The following is an 18,115-nucleotide window of genomic DNA, read 5'->3' as shown; positions in this document are numbered from 1 at the left end:
TGCGGACGTGAAACGATCCTCTTTCTATTGCAGTACCGGAATGGATAGAATTTATTTATTTTAAATAGATAATTCCTATTGGATAAATCGGGTATATGATGGTAAATTACGGATAATACAACTTAGAATAGATAAGATAACAAAAACAGTGGAGGGATGAGAATGTATGCTGAGCTTGCTGAACAAAAGATTAACCAGCTAAAAAGCAAAGGGCATTACCGGGAGTTTGTAACCATTAACCGTCTGTGCTCACAGTATCCACTCGCTAATGTGAATCAGCAGGAAGGCCGCCCGGTAGTCGTATGGTGCAGCAATGATTATTTGGGAATGTCGCAGCATCCGAAAGTGCTTCAGGCTATGCATGAAGCGATTGATTTGTATGGCGCGGGCTCAGGCGGTTCAAGAAACATTGGAGGAACCCATCATTACTATGCACAGCTGGAGGCATCGCTCGCGGAATGGCATGGCAAAGAGGCCGCACTGGTGTTCCCGACCGGCTATGGCTCCAATGATGCTACGATTCAATGCCTGACGCGCATTTTCCCGGATTGCCTGATCCTCTCCGATGAGTTGAATCATGCTTCTATCATTAATGGCATCAGCGCCTCCAAGACAGACAAGCTGATTTTTCGGCACAACGACGTCCGTCATCTGGAACAATTGCTCGCCTCTGTTCCCAAAGAACGAGCCAAGATCATTCTGTTCGAGTCCGTATACTCCATGGATGGCGATGTAGCGCCTATTCGGGAAATTGTGGCCTTGGCCAAAAAATATAATGCATTAACCTTTCTGGATGAAGTACATGCCATCGGCATGTATGGCCCATACGGAGCCGGTATTGCCGCTCAGCTCGGCGTAGCGGATCAAATTGATTTTATTCAAGGTACGATGGCAAAAGCCATTGGCGTTATCGGCGGTTTTATCGCTGCTTCAGCCATATTGATCGATTCTGTCCGTTCCTTCGCTTCCGGCTTCATCTTCACAACCTCGCTTCCTCCGGCCATCGTCGCAGCTTGCCTGACCAGCGTGGAGCATCTTAAACATTCGGAGCGGGAAAGAAGCGGCCTGCATGAGAAGACGAAAAGGTTGAGAGAGGCTCTTGCCAAAAAGGGAATCGCTGTTATGGCATCAAGCGAAACACATATTCTGCCTATCAGGATTGGAAATGCGGAGAAATGCAAAGCTGCGGCGAAGCGATTGCTTGAGCATCATGGAATTTATCTTCAGCCGATCAATTCTCCGACGGTACCAGCGGGTACAGAACGCTTTCGCGTCAACGTCACACCCAACCATACGGATGAACAAATCCGGCATCTGGTTGACTCGCTGGCGGAGGTCTTTGACTATTTTGAAATCCAGACCCCGGCAGTAGCAGTGTAATTAGAGAGAGGACACAAACATGCAGACAAAAAGCCCTGTAGTGGCAAGAAAAGCCGAAGAGGCGGATATCGAGAGGCTGATTGAGCTGAGAAAGCATCTCCTTAGCGGAGGAGCAGGGCATTATGCCGCACAATCCCCTGAAGAGGAATCGGCTTGGCAAGACAGCTATCGTGCTTGGCTGTACAAAAATTTGCAGGATAACCCGCTCATACTTGTTGCTGTGGCTTCTTCAGACGAAGCAGACGAAATTATCGCATGCGCAATTGGGATTATTGATGAGAGAGCCCCGATGAAGGGGATATTAAACGGACGTTCCGGCTGGGTTCAAACGGTCGTTGTAGATCCAAATTGGCGCGGGCAAGGAGTAGGGGAGAAGGTCATGAACTACCTGCTGTCATGGTTTCAAGAACAAGAGGTTGGAAAAATTGTCCTGCAAACAACCGCAGTTGCCAAAACTTTATACGGAAAGCTGGGATTTGAGGAAACAGGCGAGGACCTTTTATACAAACAACTGCCGTGAAGAAAGAGGGATACAGAAATGAACGTGCTCATCATCGGATTGGGGTATGCGGGAACAAGGTTTTACAATGCTTTCAAAAATATCGAATTGCCCGGCAAGGAAAAGATCGACATTGCATATGTTGGCAGAAGACAACGCCGGAAGGATCTCATTTATTATACGAGCATTGCCACCGCGCTTGAAGAATTCGAGCCGCAAATTGTTGTGGTTAGTGTGAATGACGGCAGCCATGCGGAGGTCATTACCCAGCTTAGCAATTATAAGGGCTTTGTCATTTGTGAAAAGCCGTTCGCCGGCGTACACGACAACCTGGATGTGCTGGAAGCCAGTCTGGGGCATACTTCCGGCTTTGCTCTTGACCTTGTCGAGCGTTACTCGGATGCCACCATTGCATTGAAGCAATATGTGGCCAAAAGACAGCTGCGGCTGCTGCGGGGCAATTTTTACTGGGGAAAAGACCGGATTCATGATCTTAGACCGACCAGCGGCGTGATCAGCGAAATTATCCACCCGCTTGATCTTGTACAGTGGATCTGCGCCCCGGAGGCGGAGCTGCAGCTGAAAGGAAGCCAGGGCATCCGTTCTGATTTCTCCATTTCCGGAGACGATGTGCTCGACAGCGCATCAATTACAGCCGAGCTTCAAGAAGCCGTTATTACCGGATACAGCAGCTTTGTGAACATTAACCGCAAGCGGGAAATCGATCTTGTGTTTGCTTCGCCCGATGACCGGCTTGTATACGCGTCATTGATCTACGATACCCCTGCCTGGGATTTCGACCGGCTGCGGGTCTGGGAAAAAAGCGTGACGGGAGACCGGATCATTCTGGATATTCAGACCGGGGAGGAGGAGGCCCGGCCGGAGTTGCTTACGATCCGCAAGCTGATTCGTCTGGCATCCGATGCCGCGCATTTTGCCCGGAGCGGGAAGGCGCCCGCACAGCCATTTGCTGATCTACAAACAGCGTTGAAGCTGCAAAGGCTGCTTAACCATATTGATGACAGCTCCAGGACACTTGGCCCTGTGCAATATGTAGTAGGCGCTGAGAGAGAGTCTTATTATGATGAAAGCAACCTGGAGCGACTTGGCTGAGATTGCAGTTTTAAGCCAGCTCTAGTCTGACTATTATGAAATAGGCGAGGAACTAGGCATGCAAAAAGTCTTTCTTCTTTCATTTGGCATGTTCGCGCTTGGATTGGATGCCTACGTAATTGCGGGCCTTCTCCCGCTGATGGAAGCAGATTTCCAGCTTGGGACATCCCAAATGGGGCAGGCGGTCAGCGTCTTTACGCTTTGTTATGCACTGGCCGCTCCGATATTTGCCACTTTGCTCGCAGGCAAGCCCGTGCGCCGTACGCTTCTGATCGCGCTCGCCGTGTTCACAGTGGCCAATGCCGTCACGGCGGCGGCTTCAAGCTTTACACTGCTGCTTCTGTCACGGGCTATAGCAGGCATTGGCGCCGGGCTGTATTCCCCACTGGCCGCAGCTGCCGCTGCATCTCTGGTTTCTCCGGAGAAGCGGGGACGTGCGCTCGGAACAACGCTCGGCGGCATGAGCATGGGGACGGTAATCGGCGTTCCCGTCGGCCTGTTGATTGCCGAGCAAGCCGGATGGCGGGGAACACTATGGGTTATTACTGCGCTTGGTGCAGTTGCAATCGTGAGCATCCTGCTCCGTTTTCCGGATTTTCCTGTATCCGCGCCTCCTAACCTGCGCCAGCGTCTGATTATGATGGCTAACAGGCGGGTGGCTGCCACAGTGGGCATTACATTTCTGACCAGCGTAGCCAGCTTGGGACTGTACACGTATGTGTCCTCCATTCTGCTGGATTTGGCCGGGATTCATACGATTACAGCCTATCTCTGGGTATGGGGAATCGGGGGTGTGGCCGGCAGCTTTTTTATTGGTTCTCTGATTGACCGCACCAAACAACCGGCAATACTGATGGCCGGCATTCTGGCAATCATGGCCATCGCGATGTTCAGCCTGCCGTTCAGCCTTCATTATGCAGTGCTCGGCTTCATTCCCTTTTTCTTGTGGGGCGTGACAGGATGGGCCTCACAAGCGCCGCAGCAGCATACGCTGCTGCAGCTGCAGCCGCAGCAAGGGCCGGCCGCTGTAGCTCTGAACAGCTCAGCCAATTATTTGGGCAGCTCTGTCGGTGCTTCGCTTGGCGGAGCGGTGCTGCTGATCGGATTTTCACCATCACACCTGCCTTACTTGGCCGGGGGTCTTGCAGCCGCAGCGCTGATCGGGCAGGGACTACTACTTGCATGGAGCAAAGCGGGGAAAGAACAGGCCGCTGAGTATCATTAAAGATGAACGTTTAAATGGAGGATTATTAGTTCATGACGAGCTAATATCCTCTTTTTTTGTTTTTGACAGTGGACGCAGAGAATGAGAAAATATTGTTTTGTAGCATCTTACAATACAATTTTGGAGGCCTATTCATGAATCAGCGTTTTCGTATCACACGATCGATGCAAGAAGCGGAGCAATCCATTTCTTTGGAAGAGTGCAAACAATATTTTGCATCCAAGCCTGACTTTACATACTCCCAGGTGCTTACGGTAAAAGGGCCCGAGAGCACCATGTCCATTGAAGGCGATTTTTTTATGTGGAAGCTTTTGAACGTGGAAATTCCTTTCCGGCTTTACATGGGAGATATATATGTGGCGATTTCAAACGAAGCTATCGTGCCCAAAATGATTGAAATTGCAACTGATCTGCAAGCTGATGTGGTGGAAGGGTAAATATGCCGGCTTTCGCGAGCGCTGGGGCTTTTAAAAAAAGGCCAACGTAAACTCAAATTTTACATCATTGATGAGCACATTTTATACAGCGGTTATACAATTAGCCTGTAAGCAGCTTTCTACAAAGGAGCGTTGTATGAAGTGCACATCAACCAGACCCGTATATTTGAAGGCGAGTACATCGATCTAGTGCCTATGGATGCAAGTCATATTACAGCTTTGATTCAAGTGCTGGGAAACAAGGAGATTTGGGAATTCACCTGGAGAAGAATTACGACTATAGAGCAGGCGGAGCAGCTTATCTTAACAGCGCTGGACAACAAGACGAGCGGAACAGCCATGCCTTTTACGATGATTGAAAAGGAAACCGGACGCATTATCGGCACCACACGCATTATCCATCCGGATCTGACTCACCTTAACGCGGAAATAGGCTGCACCTGGATTTCACCGGAATTTTGGAGGAGCAGGGCCAACACGGAAGCCAAATCCCTGTTGCTGCATTATTGCTTTGAAGAGTTGAGGCTGCTGCGGGTGCAGTTCTCGGTCAGCAGTTATAATCTAAGATCGCAAAGAGCTGTCGAACGTCTTGGCGGAATCAAGGAAGGCGTCCTGCGCAGGCAAAAGATGAAGTCTGACGGTACGATCCATGACAACGTCATTTACAGCATCCTGGATGCCGAATGGCCAGAGGTGAAATCGAATCTGTATTACCTGCTGAATGTGAAGTATGCCGCGGAAAAAGTAACCAATCTATATACATGAATACATGCTGGCCAATATAAAAACAAAGTCGCGTATTTCGCGGCTTTTTTATTTTTGGTGCGGAAACCGGGAACCCCTCAAATGAAATGGGCATAAGTTGATCCATATCAATTTGAGAAGAGGTTATATATGTTTCCTTATCACACAGGAATTCATCAATTCCAGGGTTCATATTATCCGTATATGCCTGGCGGATATTATTACACTCCTTATGGCGAAAATTACCGGCTTCCTGCACAGCAGAGGCTTACCTTCGTGCTTGTGCATGGTTCGTGGGCCGATGCCAGCTTCTGGGACCGCGTAGCGGCGGTATTGAAAAGCAAAGGACATATCGTTTACACACCGGAATATGCAGGCCATGGCAAAGATCCGAACAAAAACGTCACGCATGCTATGATTACCACATCCGTCGTCGATTTTATTACGCAACTGAATCTGCATGATATTATTCTTGTCGGGCACAGCTTCGGCGGAACCGTCATTCAGAAGGTAGCCGAACAGGTGCCGGATCGCATTAAACGTCTCGTATTCTGGGACGCATTCGTACTGAAAGACGGCGAGTCGGCTGCCGACGAGTTTCCACCCCAAACGAGGCAGGTTTTTGAGCAGCTCAGAGCCGACTCCCCGGACGATACGATCATGCTTCCTTTTCCGGTGTTTCGGGATTTATTCGTGAATACAGCCACATTGGAGGAAGCCAAAGAAATGTATGCAGGCGTCACTCCGGAACCTGCTAAGCCGCTTTTTGAGAAGCTGGATCTTAAAGTGTTCTACACACTGGCTACGCCAAAAAGCTATGTCTATTTTTATCAGGACAATGCACTTCCACAAGGAGAGGGCTATGGCTGGAACCCGCATATGTCGATAAGGCTCGGCCTGTTCCGTCTGATCGTCGGGGACGGAGACCACTTTACGGATGCGTTCACAAGGCCCGCGATGATAGCGCAGAAGCTGTACGAGGCAGGGCGAGACTGACCGTGACAGATAGCAGGGTAACCGTATTAGCCGGCTCCAAGCCTTCATTCCTATTTTGCTTTACAAAAAATGCACACTTCCTGTAAAGTGATATGGCCAGCCATTTCCTATAATTTCTATTTGAGAGGAGGTGCGTGAAATGGATAGCTTTCATACTTTTGAGTGTGTAGTGGAGTATCTGGAACGTATTATTCCTACCCCGGAAGAGGTTGACTATCATGTCATTGCTAAATTAGCAGGCTGTCCGGCACCGTTATTTCAACGTATTTTCGTATATATAACCGGAATTACAATCCACGAATACTTGAGGAAACGCCGGTTGACGCTGGCAGGCTATGATATCCGGAACAGCAGTGAAAAAATTATCGATATCGCCATGAAATATGGTTTTAATTCGCATGCTGCTTTTACAAGGGCATTCAAAGAGCATCACAAGGCTTCACCTTCCAGTATCAGAAACAATGGAGAACATCTTTATGATTATCCTCGCACCTCCTTTACAAATATTAGAATTGTAGGAGGGAAACGAATTATGGCAGAACTTAAAAAAATCGAGTATGCAAACTTTGGAGCTCGTAAAATTGTAGGCATGATGAAAATGACTTCGTTTCAAAAAGCAGGTGAAGAGTGCTGGGGTCCAGCATTTCAGGAAGGCGTTTTGGACAGAATTCAAGAAATTGAAAGTTGGGTTTGCACAGATATTGATGATTACATTGGCCTTGGACATATGAGCAAATTCGCTGGCAAAGATAATTTCCAATACATAATAGGCAAATTTGTAGACCCTGATGCGCCTGTACCTGAGAACATGTATGCAGAGCATATCCCGGGAGGGACAGTTGCAAAAATATGGATTGAAGCCGATAAGCTTGATGATATTATTGATTGCGCCTATTTAATTTGTTCCGAAGCGATCGAGAAAACAGGATACAAAATTGATATAGAAAACTTTTACTGGTGTGATGTTTACACTTACGACAGATACTGCACACCGCTGGAAAAAGGGCAGAAAATTATTCTTGATTATTTATTGCCAGTGATTAAAGAGGAATCCTAAGGCAGGACATTGAACATAATCCGGTTCATTAATAGACATGGACGACATTATGAACTATATTTAAATTACCAAATATGGAAGCGAGTGATTGATCATGGTGAATACATATGGTGACGCAGAAAAAACAATCTATTTCGAGGTACGGGAAGGTTAATCTAATCGTCGTATTGTTAACCTTCCATGGATGTTAAAGCTATTTCAAATCATGGAGGGAACAACCAAATGTCGTTTAATAAAGTTGAAACTTATGAAGGTATCCTTGCCGAAACCTACGATATGCGATTTGCCGGTAATGAGGCTCATGATCACGAGTTTTTCAGGCAATTGATCCTGGAGGTTCCAGGGGCAGCATTAGAGCTTGGATGTGGTACCGGTAGATTGTTGTTGCCTTATTTGGCGGCTGGGATGGATGTTGATGGGGTGGATTGCTCTACAGAAATGTTGGAAATATGCAGAGCCAAGGCGCAGATCGATGGGCAGAATCCCGTTCTATATGAGCAATCTATGGAGCAGCTCCATTTACCTAAAAAGTATATGACGATTTATATACCCGCAGCTTCATTTGTGCTTTTATATGAAAGAGAGGACGCCATGGAGGCTTTAAGGAGAATCTATGCGCATCTTGAGCATGGCGGACAAACTCTAATTCCTCTATTTATACCTAAACATCTGTTTAATCATAAAGATGATGAATGGATGCCCGGATTCAAGGGGAAGAGAAGTGACGGATCTGAAGTTGTCGTAAGCTCAAAAACAAAAATCGATTTCCTGGAACAAATTCACAGCAAGCTGGAACGGTATGAAATTTTCAAAGACGGTGTCCTGATGGATACCCGATACAGCACGACTAAAATGAGATGGTTTGGTAAGTATGAATTCATGATGATGCTTGAAAAGGCCGGATTCAACGACATTTCCATTTATGGTGATTATTCTGTGCTTGAAGTAAATCCTGACCAGAGCTTTATGATTATGAGGGCAAGAAAGTAAGAGATCCATTTACGTTCAATTACAGGGCTGCCGGTCATCGGCAGCCTTTTAAGCTGTCGTTAAAGTAACCCGGCAAGTATAACTGGAAAAGGAAAGCTCATTTTAGACAGCGCTTTCATATTACTGGGCCAGTCCATTCTTTTGGCTGACCTGTTTTGTCATGTCCGGATTTTGTGTTCTAGCGGAATTCAAGTTGTCATAAGATTAACTCGTTGTCATAAGTCAAGTTGTTTCCCAGTAATTGGAGGTGCATAGTGAAAAAAGGATATTACGCTTCTGATATCCTATCCCACAAATTTTCCATCTCAGAAGTATAAGCTGAAAAGGAGAATGTGAATGGCAAAAACATTTCATTTCCAACTCGTAGAGGGCTACACGGACCAGGAACTAACCACTTGGGTAGGCACGGAAAAGGTTGCTGTAAAAGCGCATACCCCGCATACGCTTCGCAATGCTGTTTCGGGCAACCGGGCGCTCACGCTGCTCCCGGGAACGAGTCAAAGTCTGTTCACCCACTATGCGGAAATTCCGGAAAAGCTGCTCCCGACCAATCATTTAACCCGCATCCGGGTCACATCTCCTGATCCCGATCCAGATATTTATCTTCCTGCTCTGCATCACGTTTCAATCCATATCCCTGAGCGGCACCGAAGAAGGTACTATGAGCGCAAAATGGCGCGAAGCGGCATGTACCACCACCCGAAGCTGAGCGCACTGGGCCTTGCCAAACTATCCAATACTTTGAGCACAAGCGAGCTCATTCAGGCCTGTGTCGATGCTGAATTGCTGCAGACACCATTAGATATTGCAATCTCGATCCTGTTCTCCAATCCGGAGCTGGCTTCCAACCGGCCGCATACGGCCGCCATTGTGACCCACGATCATATTTACCCGTCGGAAATCATTAATCCGCAGCAATACAACCGCGTTCGCCAACTGGCAACCATCATCAGCAAACAAGGCCAGGCCACTTCGACTGGCGGATGGGCGACCATTACCGATTCCGTCGATAAGGACGGCAACCCGCTTTATTTCGAGTTTGATTTAGACGACCGCAAAACAGGTGACCGTGTTCTGGAGTACAAATGGTCGGAAATGACGACAGATGAAGCCACAGCACCCAACGGCGGGGCCATGCAGACGGCGAGCAACGATACCTCGCTGCAAAACCAGACATGGAGCGTAAACCAGGGCAAGACGGCGAGCGAGCATCAAGACAACAGCGGATCGGGCAGCGTCACCGTTCGCAGAGCGTACGCTGCCGCCGTGGAGACTGCCGCACCTCAGTTCAAGTGGACCGTGAAGGAACTGACACCGAATCACGGCCTGGGCGTGGATGCGGGCTCACTGAAGTTCCATGCGGACGGCACGTTTTCCATCAAAGTAAAAAATACATATTTGAGGTCGCTCGGCGCGTTTGCGCAGTTTTTTAACGAGAAAGGCGAAACGATCAAAAATCCGGCGGGCTGGGAAGAGAAGCTTCCGGAATTTATGAGAAGCTGGTTCGAGACGGATTACAAAAAATTCATTACACCCGTCTCGGCGGTCAACTCGGTGATGGGCATACCGATGCCGACCGATCCTAAAACGCTGTCGTTCCAATTTCCAAGCGATGCAACAAGCCTCAAACTGCTGTTCGGCGGGCTGGGCACGTCTCAGTGGGATAAGGACGTTGCACTGGTTGGATCGCTGATGACGGGCATCATGCAGTACGGCATCCCGACCATCTTCCTTGTAGCGGGAGCAGCGGTTAAAAGCTCGAAATGGTATAACGAATTCGTCGAGGATTGGGATAACATTGTCGCCGTATTGGGCGTCGCCTTCCCAATTGTCGGTGGAGGGGTAGCGACGGCATCTGCGTTTGACCAAACGAAGTGGGCGCTGTCCACCGTAGCCAATGCAGTTGCAGGAATGCTGGTACAAAAAGGGCTGGAGAAGCTCGCGCTGAAAATTGCGGGCGAAATTACAGTCGCTGCGCTTGCGACCAACATTCCGTTTGCAGGCTGGGCGCTGCGTGCGGCGAATATGGCGATTAATATCGCAGCCATGGCGGTTACAACGGGCGAAATTTTGTCCTCCCCATCGACACTGTCAGCTACCGTAGCCCGTTCCATGGATTTGGAGTTCACCTTGAAGCCGGACCCGGAGCATGGCGAAGCGGGACATCCGGAGACGGCCGTCTGGCCTGCTGTCTCGCATCACTATCAGGTGACCGTGCAGTATGAGGGCGGAACGAACTTCGTCCTGAAGGGCAGAATGCCGGAGACGACGTCCAGCACGCCGCTTAAGCTGACGTTTGCGGACATTCCGGTCGGAGGCAAGCTGCAAATTATGTCAGGCATCTACTCCGAGAGCGGCTGGCTATGCGGCAAATACCAGGGTGAATGGCTGCCCGCTTTCCCGGACGACGGATCAACCTCGCTGCAGATTTCCGGCAACATTACGGAAATTCTCGTCCCGCTCACGCAGGATACGCAGTACAACTATAAGGAAAAAATCGTGTACGACGCTCCGAGTCAAAAGCACGTCTGGCATGCGGGCGATTTGCCGACAGCGACGGTGGCGAGTCTTGATTGCAGCAGCGGGGGCAACCGGCTGTGCAAGCCGGTCGGCATGACGCTGAACGGACAGGCGTATCAGGTTGGCTATGTATGGAGCGCCAGCAGCCAAAATTATTTGGCGCAAAACTTGTCTGTGCTGGCTGATCCGCAGTCGCGCTTCAAGCTGTCCGAGACAGCGTTTCCCGTTCAGCCGGCCATCGCTTATGACCAGTTTGGCGTCGAGCCGAAGGAAGGGCAAGAGCGGGAGGTCAGCCTGAATAACTTTATTGTCGATACGCGAAATAACCAGTTCCATTTGCGCCGTGTCGATTTGATGGATAACAAGCCGGGCTTCGGTTTGAACGATTCGAATTTGAAAAGCTGGGGCAAATTCAATTTGTCCAATATCGACGGAGTCGTGGTGCATCCGGACGGTGCGGTGATTGCCGTCAGCTGGCGGGACAGCAAAATGGAAATTTTGCAAATTCCTGAGGCGCCGTCAGATGACAATAAGGCGGAGGATGCGCAGATGGTATCCGGGCTTGGTGTGAGGCAAGGACTGCTCAACGGACCACGGGCGCTGGCGGTGACCCCGGACGGGCGTGTGCTCATTCTCGAAACCGTCAACCAGCGCATTCAGTCGTTCGATACGAAAGGAAACCCGGTAGCCAGCTTCCTGGGTGAAAAATTGTTTACACTGCCGGCCTCCGGCTATGCCGCCGATTTAGACAAAGGGCAATTTTCCGCAGCGCTGCAGCAGCAGTTCCAAGCGAACGGCTTGACGCATATTTTCGATTTGGCCGGTTCGCTGGCTTCTGATTTGAACTCGGGCGTACTGACCGATTATTTGATTGATGCCTTCGCCGATGAAGGCGTATATCTCGCGTACGACAAAGAGCACATGAACGATCATAATATCAGCGCTTTTGTGACGATTGTCGTGCAGGGCCAACAGTGGAAAATTACCGACCCGACGCGCAGTGCCGTCTATGACATCCAAAAAGCGGGCAACGTATTGAACGTCAATCATGCGCTGACAGATGTTACGATTGATGTGCGCGCTGAGGGCAGCACTTGGGTCTTGGAGGATAGCGCCGGTGCGAAATCTTACTATATTGCCAAGGATGAGACGAACAACAAGCAGTTGAATGTGAACCGCTATTTGCCGCATATGAAGCTCTACAATCCGGACGGGCGGACGGACATTACGTATCTCGATGTCGCTGTAGAGGCAAAAGGGTATATCTATGTGCTCTCGTATGTGTCCAGCGGCAGTGTGGTCAGCAATTACAGCATGGATATTTACAACCCGGACGGCTCGTTCCTCGTGCGGACGCCAAACTCCCGCTTGCAGCCGGCAAATCCGCAATATATAAGCGCGGCGAAGTTCGTCATCGATGTCTGGCGCAGCGTATACACGCTCAACTATGAAGCAATCGTCGGGGCGAACAACCGGACGGAGCCGAGCATCAGCCACTGGACGCCGACTCCGCCGCTCTTTGATCTTCCGCTGGAGAAGCAGCCGGACTTCGACAATCATAATGTGAATGCCATACGGGCGGATTTTGCAGCGAACGGAATTACGCTAAGTACCTCCACAAGGATCGAAACCGTGAACGAGAGCGGATTCTGGTACGTCATCGACGGATCCAAAACGTATGATGTCATCCGCAGCGGCAGCAGCCTGCAAGTATACGGCATTCCGGCATCGTAAGAGCTGGTCTCAAATTACCGTATGAAACGTCCCTGCCTGCCTGCTTCATCATGGTACAGCACTTAAAGCCCGGCAGGGACTTTTTCATAAATATATAGTTCCACTTATAAGGAGGAGAACACGTGGTCGATCTATTCAAAGAAACGTCCAGCCGGCTCGGTTTGACCAAAGCGGACATCCATCAAGGCACGCTGACCACCAAAGGCACCGCACGCCCGACGTATTTGTCGGCCAAGAAACAGTTTCCGTCGGCGCTGAAGGCCAAGCTGGTTTCAATTGCAACTGTGGAGGAACTGCAGGACATTGTTGGCGGGTTTGCCGGGACAGGCGCACCGGCGAGGTTGCCCGAGCCTTGGCCTCATGTGAGAAGAGAAGTCGACCCCAAGGGGCTGAACGAGTCGGAGGAGCGGGCCGTATACGCCGCCCTGCGCGCCATATTGGCCGGAAAGCAGGAGGAGGTGTCCAGCTATACAGACTTGGTAAAGCGCCGGTATTTCCCGATGAAGGCTGTCGTGTATGCGGCCGAAGATATCGTCGTGACCAAGGACAATCCGCTTGTCATCGAGCCGCAAGGCCATGATCCGGTCATCGTGGCAGCCAACTCGATAACGCTGGAGCCGGAAGGACAAATCATCTGCCATGCTCCCGTCATTATTACGGCTAATCAATTTATTAAAAAGTAAACTTTGTTGAAACGAAAACCAATTATTGAATATCAAGGAGGCGCCATGCCATGAGTGAAGTGAATCGTTTTCGCCAAGTGTTTATGTCCCGTTACGGTCTTACGGAAGAGATGCTTCCAAGAATCGATATTAATGCCCAGGGACCGAATCCTGTCATTATTTCCGCCGACCCGGACGCGCCGTCTCCGGTAAAGCCGGTTTACGTTACGATCAATACCCTTGACGAGTTTAAGGAATTTGGCGGCCAGCCGGATTATTTGTTCGAGAACGGCGCTTTGGAGGAAAGACACGAGGTGCCTGCTCCGTGGCCTGCGGGGAGAACGGCACTGGCATACGATGATCTGACGCCGCAGGAGAGAACGGCAATTTGCAAAGCGTATACGGCCTATATCAGCGGCAATTCAAAGAAAGTGAGATCGTACAAGGAAGCGATTCAGAAATATTTCTTCCCTACAAAGCTGGCGATATTGGCCGCGGGCAGCCTGAACGTGCCGCCGGGGCAGACGGTAACCCTGCAAGGAGGCACGAACCAGCCTGTTGTCCACGATTATAGTTCGGTGACAGTTGGTGCCGGCGGAAAGCTTATGGCTACGGGCAATATTCAGCTGATCACGAATGTATTGACTCAGGAGCCGGGCACCGGCAGCTACACGATGCTTAATGTGGGAACGACAGGAACCCCGGGCAACTCGGGCAGCAATGGCGGCACCGGCACCACGGGATCAACAGGAAGCTCGGGATCGAGCGGGAAAAACTCTTGTGACAAGCAGCCGGGACAAGGAGGAACCGGAGGTACAGGCAATCCTGGGGGCGCTGGCGGAAATGGCTCCAATGGCGGAGATGCTGCACCGGTCGTGCTCACGCTTGATACCGTCAATGGCGAGGTGCTTGTCGCTTCAGTAGGCGGCAATGGCGGGAATGGAGGCAACGGGGGCAACGGAGGTACCGGGGGGACTGGGGGACCGGGAGGGCCCGCAACGGGCAATTGCTCAAAGGGGGCGCAAGGCAGGGGCGGAAATGGAGGCGGTGGAGGAAACGGCGGTAAAGGCGGCAATGGCGGGGCCGGAGGGACGATTAACATTACATATTCCACATTAGCTCCGGGCGGATCATTCAAGGTTATTCCGCCATCCGGTTACGGGCAGGCCGGTCAAGGCGGACGGGGCGGCAACGGCGGTTCCGCAGGTCAAGGAAACCCGAACGGCGGCGGTGGCGGTGCCGGCAGCGTCGGCCAGAACGGCGTCAGCGGCACGCTTGGCAAAGTGTATGTCAACAATGTGCCGCTCAATTAACCGATGTTGACAGGTAAGCGGGCATCGGCAGCCTGCGCTTTTCTGGCAGACGGTAAGCCGAAAAGCACGGAGCCAGACTGAACTTATAAGGAGAGGAATGAGTTTATGTACGATATTATAATTCAACCGCCTGAAGGGGCGGACGGAGCGGACGGTACGGATGGGCAAAGCGCGACACAAAACGGAGCCGGAGGCCAGAATGGTTCTTACAATAAAAATGACAATCCGCACTGCACTCCGGCAACCAACGGACAGCCCGGACAAAACGCGATATCAGCAGGTATAAGCGGGGAAAACGGCGGCGCGGGCGGCAACGGCTTTGATTTTGTGCTGCGGGTGCAGGAGTTCGTGACGCAGTCGATGATTACAATTGAAAGCCGTGGAGGCAATGGCGGAAGCGGCGGACGGGGCGGCAACGGGGGCAATGGAAGCGCCGGGGGCAGTGCGGGACAGCAGGATTCCAAGTGCCAGGACTCGCTTCCGGCAGCACTTGGCGGTGTCGGCGGCAACGGCAGCAACGCGGGACACGGAGGTAACGGGGGCAATGGGGGGAACGGCGGGGATATTACCGTCCGGTATGTGACGACTTCGCTGCTAAGCCCTGTCTCCGGCAATTCATCCGGCGGTGTCGGCGGGGCAGGCGGCCCTGCGGGGAGTGCAGGTGTCGGCGGTCCGGGAGGATTGAACGGCACAACGCCGGGCCAGCCGCCGTCCGGCGCTAGCGACGGGGCAAACGGCGTGTCCGGCACACCGGGGACACCGGGGATTACCGGAAGGAGCGGAGCCGTTTCCGTCGAGCAGGTCGATCAGTTGTAGCCGGAGGCTGGAAACAGGGAGGAGAAGCGATGGCTTCGGATAAACGGTTTATCGGAAAATGGGCGCTGCGCAGTACGAGCGCCGGCTCGTACATTAGCTTGGATGCGAGCGGTAAGCTTGTGGCCGGTGGCGCTTCCACGCCGGGCGGGAACCAGCGGTTCAACAGCTACAGCAATACGGGCAGCGGATTTTGGCTGCAGGGCAATAACGGGAAATATGTCGCTTATAAGGGGAGCGGATATACCGCAGCGGAGCCGAGAACCGGCTCCCCTGCCTTATTTACACTGGAGACATCGGGAGCCTCTGTCCGGCTTGTAGAGCAGGCGTCCGGCACGAGGTATTATGTCAGCGTCAGCGGCAGTACGGTAAGTCGGGTGCCGGTAAGCAATCCTCCGGCAAGTACGCTGCTAAGCCGAGAGACGATCTCGCCTGGGCTTGACGACATTCAGGCATTCAAGGTAGCGGTGGACTCCGATTTCAGTTGGGCTTATATGGCATCCGCCGATTTAAGCCGGGTTATTTTTACCGACTCCAATTTGTCGGACGCTGATCTTTCGGGTTGCAATTTATACGGAGCCCAGTTTCCGGGTACGGATACGAATTTATCCCGCGCCAAGTTCGTGGACGCCATTATGTCTTACGCTGTCATGAATCAGGTGACGATGCCTGGTGCCAATTTGACCAATTCAACCATGCTGAGTACGAAGCTGTCGGATGCCAACCTGCAAGGCAGCAATTTTACCGGAGCGAACATGACCAAGGCGCTGCTCTTGAATGCGCGCGTCCAAAACAGCAATCTGGCCGACGCCAATTTGAGCGAAGCGCTAATAAGAAACGCCAGATTGGACAATGCCGATCTAACGCGCGCGGATCTCAGGAAGGCCAGTGTGGAGGATATTCATCTGCCTGGCGCTACGCTTGCCGCGGCCAAGTTGGACGAACTGGATTTGCGGACGGCGCAAATCGATGCCAAGACGAATTTCACCGGAGCGAGCATGCAAAAAGTGCGGCTGACCGGTTGCTTACTGCCCAAGGTGACGTTCACGCGCGCTGATCTGAGCGAAGCGCTGCTTGACAACACCGACCTGACCGGGGGGGATTTCAGCTATGCCAATTTGACTAAAGCAAAGCTTACGGGAGGCGTAAAGCTCTACAGTGCCAGTCTGTCCAACGCGACATTGACATCGACGGATTTCACCGGCGCGCAGCTTGGAGCAAAGGAAGCATCGTTCACGATGAATAAATCGCTCGCTTCCGACTTGAACAGCGGGTCGGTCACCTCGGGCGTGCGGACCGCATTTCAAAACGGAGGGCATCCGCTGTCGGGCAGTGCCGCTGTGGAGGTGCGTATCCCGAATGAGAACTGGGTCATTACCAATGTCAACACCATTTATACGGTCACGAACAACAGCTCAGAGCTAATTGTATGGGTCTACTCCAACGAGCACTATGCAGCCGTGCTGGCCGGGGCTTATATGCCTAATGCGGTGTTCACGAACGCGAATTTGTATGCGGTCGATATGTCAGGCGTGAACTGGTACGGTGCTGCCGCCAAGGCCGATAACGCCGATTTGGAGGATGTCAATCTATCGGGCGCCAATTTGGGCAGCATGGATTTCACGCAGGCTCGCATGTACGGCTGTACGTTAAGCCAGTCGATTTTGATCGACACCATTTTTAACGGTGCTTATTTACGCACCTCGGTCAGTAAAAAGCCCGCGTCGCTCGCCTTTGCCAATGTACAGGGGGCATCGTTCGTCCAGGCGCATTTGCAAGGGGCCGTGCTGACAAATGCGGCCGTGTCGCTTGACCAAGGGCCATTTTTCACGCTGTCTATGTCTTATGCGGCCGGTCTGAACAATCAGATGATATCGTCCGATTTGCGGACTCAATTTCAGACCAACAACTATCCGCTCGCTCTGAACGCTACGGTTACCGTAAACATTCCAAATAGCAGCTGGACGATCTTAAACGGCTCCGACCCGGTATATCCGGTTTATAATATCGCGGAAGCGGACCAGAAGCTTAACGTATCCGGCCGGCCGTTCGGCGTTCATCTATTTGACATGGGACAGTCGCTCAGTGCAGATTTGGACCGAAAAAATGTGTCCCGGGCTATACAGGATGCATTCAGCAACAATGGCTATCCGCTGCTGTCGTCGGCTAATATCGATCAAGTGATCATCCCGGGCAGCTTCTGGCATATGAAAAATATTGAATCGGATACGTCGAAGCTGCAAAAAGGCTACTCCGAGTTTTACGTGTTGAACAACAATGACGACAATATGCTGCACGTTTACGGACGGGTGCTGATGATTATTCGTACCGGAGCGGATCATGAGCTTGAAAATGTGCGAATCGCCCTGCCGACGACGCAGCTTCCGCAGAATGCCATGGACCGGTCGACAACATGCCCGAACGGCATGCGCCTGTCCCGCTATTTGGATCAGCGGCCGCCGGAGCGCATTACGTGGGAACAGATGATGACGGCGGCCGCCCCGCCGAACCCGCCCGTTTGCGTTCCAAGCCCGGAGAGCTGGTGCCCGTAAAGAGAGGGGAGCTTGCGGACACGCTGCTGTCGTCGGCTGAACCTCGCAGTATCCTGTGCAGGAGTTGATAGACACCACGG

The 18,115-nt window shown here is 51.5% G+C and carries 14 protein-coding genes; all 14 read left to right on the top strand.

Features of this window, described 5'->3' with window-relative positions; genetic code table 11:
- Positions 1 to 162 precede the first annotated feature (162 nt).
- The 14 genes from hemA to H583_RS0128475 all read left to right on the top strand — a co-directional run bounded on the left by hemA (position 163) and on the right by H583_RS0128475 (position 18,035).
- Positions 163 to 1,380: a 5-aminolevulinate synthase gene (hemA, locus tag H583_RS0128540; protein ID WP_028563462.1), complete on the top strand. Its 1,218-nt coding sequence runs from the start codon at positions 163 to 165 to the stop codon at positions 1,378 to 1,380.
- 19 nt (positions 1,381 to 1,399) lie between these two features.
- The gene (locus H583_RS0128535) at positions 1,400 to 1,900 is read left to right on the top strand and encodes a GNAT family N-acetyltransferase (RefSeq protein ID WP_028563461.1); all 501 of its coding nucleotides are present in this window, start codon (positions 1,400 to 1,402) and stop codon (positions 1,898 to 1,900) included.
- An 18-nt stretch (positions 1,901 to 1,918) separates the two neighbouring features.
- Positions 1,919 to 2,992: a Gfo/Idh/MocA family oxidoreductase gene (locus H583_RS0128530; protein WP_028563460.1), complete on the top strand. Its 1,074-nt coding sequence runs from the start codon at positions 1,919 to 1,921 to the stop codon at positions 2,990 to 2,992.
- A gap of 58 nt (positions 2,993 to 3,050) precedes the next feature.
- Positions 3,051 to 4,217 carry an MFS transporter gene (locus tag H583_RS0128525; protein WP_028563459.1) on the top strand — a complete coding sequence of 389 codons (1,167 nt, stop codon included), beginning with the start codon at positions 3,051 to 3,053 and terminating at the stop codon, positions 4,215 to 4,217.
- A 134-nt stretch (positions 4,218 to 4,351) separates the two neighbouring features.
- Complete coding sequence (locus tag H583_RS0128520; RefSeq protein ID WP_028563458.1) at positions 4,352 to 4,654, top strand: hypothetical protein; 303 nt, start codon at positions 4,352 to 4,354, stop codon at positions 4,652 to 4,654.
- A gap of 141 nt (positions 4,655 to 4,795) precedes the next feature.
- Positions 4,796 to 5,419: a GNAT family N-acetyltransferase gene (locus tag H583_RS0128515; RefSeq protein WP_245586018.1), complete on the top strand. Its 624-nt coding sequence runs from the start codon at positions 4,796 to 4,798 to the stop codon at positions 5,417 to 5,419.
- A 129-nt stretch (positions 5,420 to 5,548) separates the two neighbouring features.
- Positions 5,549 to 6,394, top strand: coding sequence for an alpha/beta fold hydrolase (locus tag H583_RS0128510; protein ID WP_028563456.1), 846 nt, complete (start codon positions 5,549 to 5,551; stop codon positions 6,392 to 6,394).
- A 139-nt stretch (positions 6,395 to 6,533) separates the two neighbouring features.
- Positions 6,534 to 7,451, top strand: coding sequence for an AraC family transcriptional regulator (locus H583_RS34650; RefSeq protein ID WP_036711364.1), 918 nt, complete (start codon positions 6,534 to 6,536; stop codon positions 7,449 to 7,451).
- Between the two features lie 222 nt (positions 7,452 to 7,673).
- Positions 7,674 to 8,441, top strand: coding sequence for a class I SAM-dependent methyltransferase (locus H583_RS0128500; RefSeq protein WP_028563455.1), 768 nt, complete (start codon positions 7,674 to 7,676; stop codon positions 8,439 to 8,441).
- Positions 8,442 to 8,777: 336 nt separating this feature from the next.
- Positions 8,778 to 12,695 carry an NHL repeat-containing protein gene (locus H583_RS0128495; protein ID WP_028563454.1) on the top strand — a complete coding sequence of 1,306 codons (3,918 nt, stop codon included), beginning with the start codon at positions 8,778 to 8,780 and terminating at the stop codon, positions 12,693 to 12,695.
- Between the two features lie 122 nt (positions 12,696 to 12,817).
- Positions 12,818 to 13,378: a hypothetical protein gene (locus H583_RS0128490; RefSeq protein WP_028563453.1), complete on the top strand. Its 561-nt coding sequence runs from the start codon at positions 12,818 to 12,820 to the stop codon at positions 13,376 to 13,378.
- Positions 13,379 to 13,428: 50 nt separating this feature from the next.
- Positions 13,429 to 14,670, top strand: coding sequence for a hypothetical protein (locus H583_RS34645; protein ID WP_036711361.1), 1,242 nt, complete (start codon positions 13,429 to 13,431; stop codon positions 14,668 to 14,670).
- Positions 14,671 to 14,775: 105 nt separating this feature from the next.
- Positions 14,776 to 15,486 (top strand): hypothetical protein, encoded by a 711-nt coding sequence (locus H583_RS37920; RefSeq protein WP_028563452.1) that lies wholly within the window; start codon positions 14,776 to 14,778, stop codon positions 15,484 to 15,486.
- A 29-nt stretch (positions 15,487 to 15,515) separates the two neighbouring features.
- A complete protein-coding gene (locus tag H583_RS0128475) occupies positions 15,516 to 18,035 on the top strand; it encodes a pentapeptide repeat-containing protein (protein WP_028563451.1) in 2,520 nt (839 codons plus the stop codon).
- The last annotated feature ends 80 nt before the right edge of the window (positions 18,036 to 18,115 follow it).

It is taken from the genome of Paenibacillus pinihumi DSM 23905 = JCM 16419 (genome assembly GCF_000422505.1).
Taxonomy (GTDB): Bacteria; Bacillota; Bacilli; order Paenibacillales; family Paenibacillaceae; genus Paenibacillus_D; species Paenibacillus_D pinihumi.
This window is presented reverse-complemented; position numbering and strand designations above follow the sequence as displayed.

Bases quoted from the DNA above. Each gene is read 5' to 3' on its own strand.
- hemA (WP_028563462.1), top strand. From the start codon at position 163: ATGTATGCTGAGCTTGCTGAACAAAAGATTAACCAGCTAAAAAGCAAA.
- H583_RS0128535 (WP_028563461.1), top strand. From the start codon at position 1,400: ATGCAGACAAAAAGCCCTGTAGTGGCAAGAAAAGCCGAAGAGGCGGAT.
- H583_RS0128530 (WP_028563460.1), top strand. From the start codon at position 1,919: ATGAACGTGCTCATCATCGGATTGGGGTATGCGGGAACAAGGTTTTAC.
- H583_RS0128525 (WP_028563459.1), top strand. From the start codon at position 3,051: ATGCAAAAAGTCTTTCTTCTTTCATTTGGCATGTTCGCGCTTGGATTG.
- H583_RS0128520 (WP_028563458.1), top strand. From the start codon at position 4,352: ATGAATCAGCGTTTTCGTATCACACGATCGATGCAAGAAGCGGAGCAA.
- H583_RS0128510 (WP_028563456.1), top strand. From the start codon at position 5,549: ATGTTTCCTTATCACACAGGAATTCATCAATTCCAGGGTTCATATTAT.
- H583_RS34650 (WP_036711364.1), top strand. From the start codon at position 6,534: ATGGATAGCTTTCATACTTTTGAGTGTGTAGTGGAGTATCTGGAACGT.
- H583_RS0128500 (WP_028563455.1), top strand. From the start codon at position 7,674: ATGTCGTTTAATAAAGTTGAAACTTATGAAGGTATCCTTGCCGAAACC.
- H583_RS0128495 (WP_028563454.1), top strand. From the start codon at position 8,778: ATGGCAAAAACATTTCATTTCCAACTCGTAGAGGGCTACACGGACCAG.
- H583_RS34645 (WP_036711361.1), top strand. From the start codon at position 13,429: ATGAGTGAAGTGAATCGTTTTCGCCAAGTGTTTATGTCCCGTTACGGT.
- H583_RS37920 (WP_028563452.1), top strand. From the start codon at position 14,776: ATGTACGATATTATAATTCAACCGCCTGAAGGGGCGGACGGAGCGGAC.
- H583_RS0128475 (WP_028563451.1), top strand. From the start codon at position 15,516: ATGGCTTCGGATAAACGGTTTATCGGAAAATGGGCGCTGCGCAGTACG.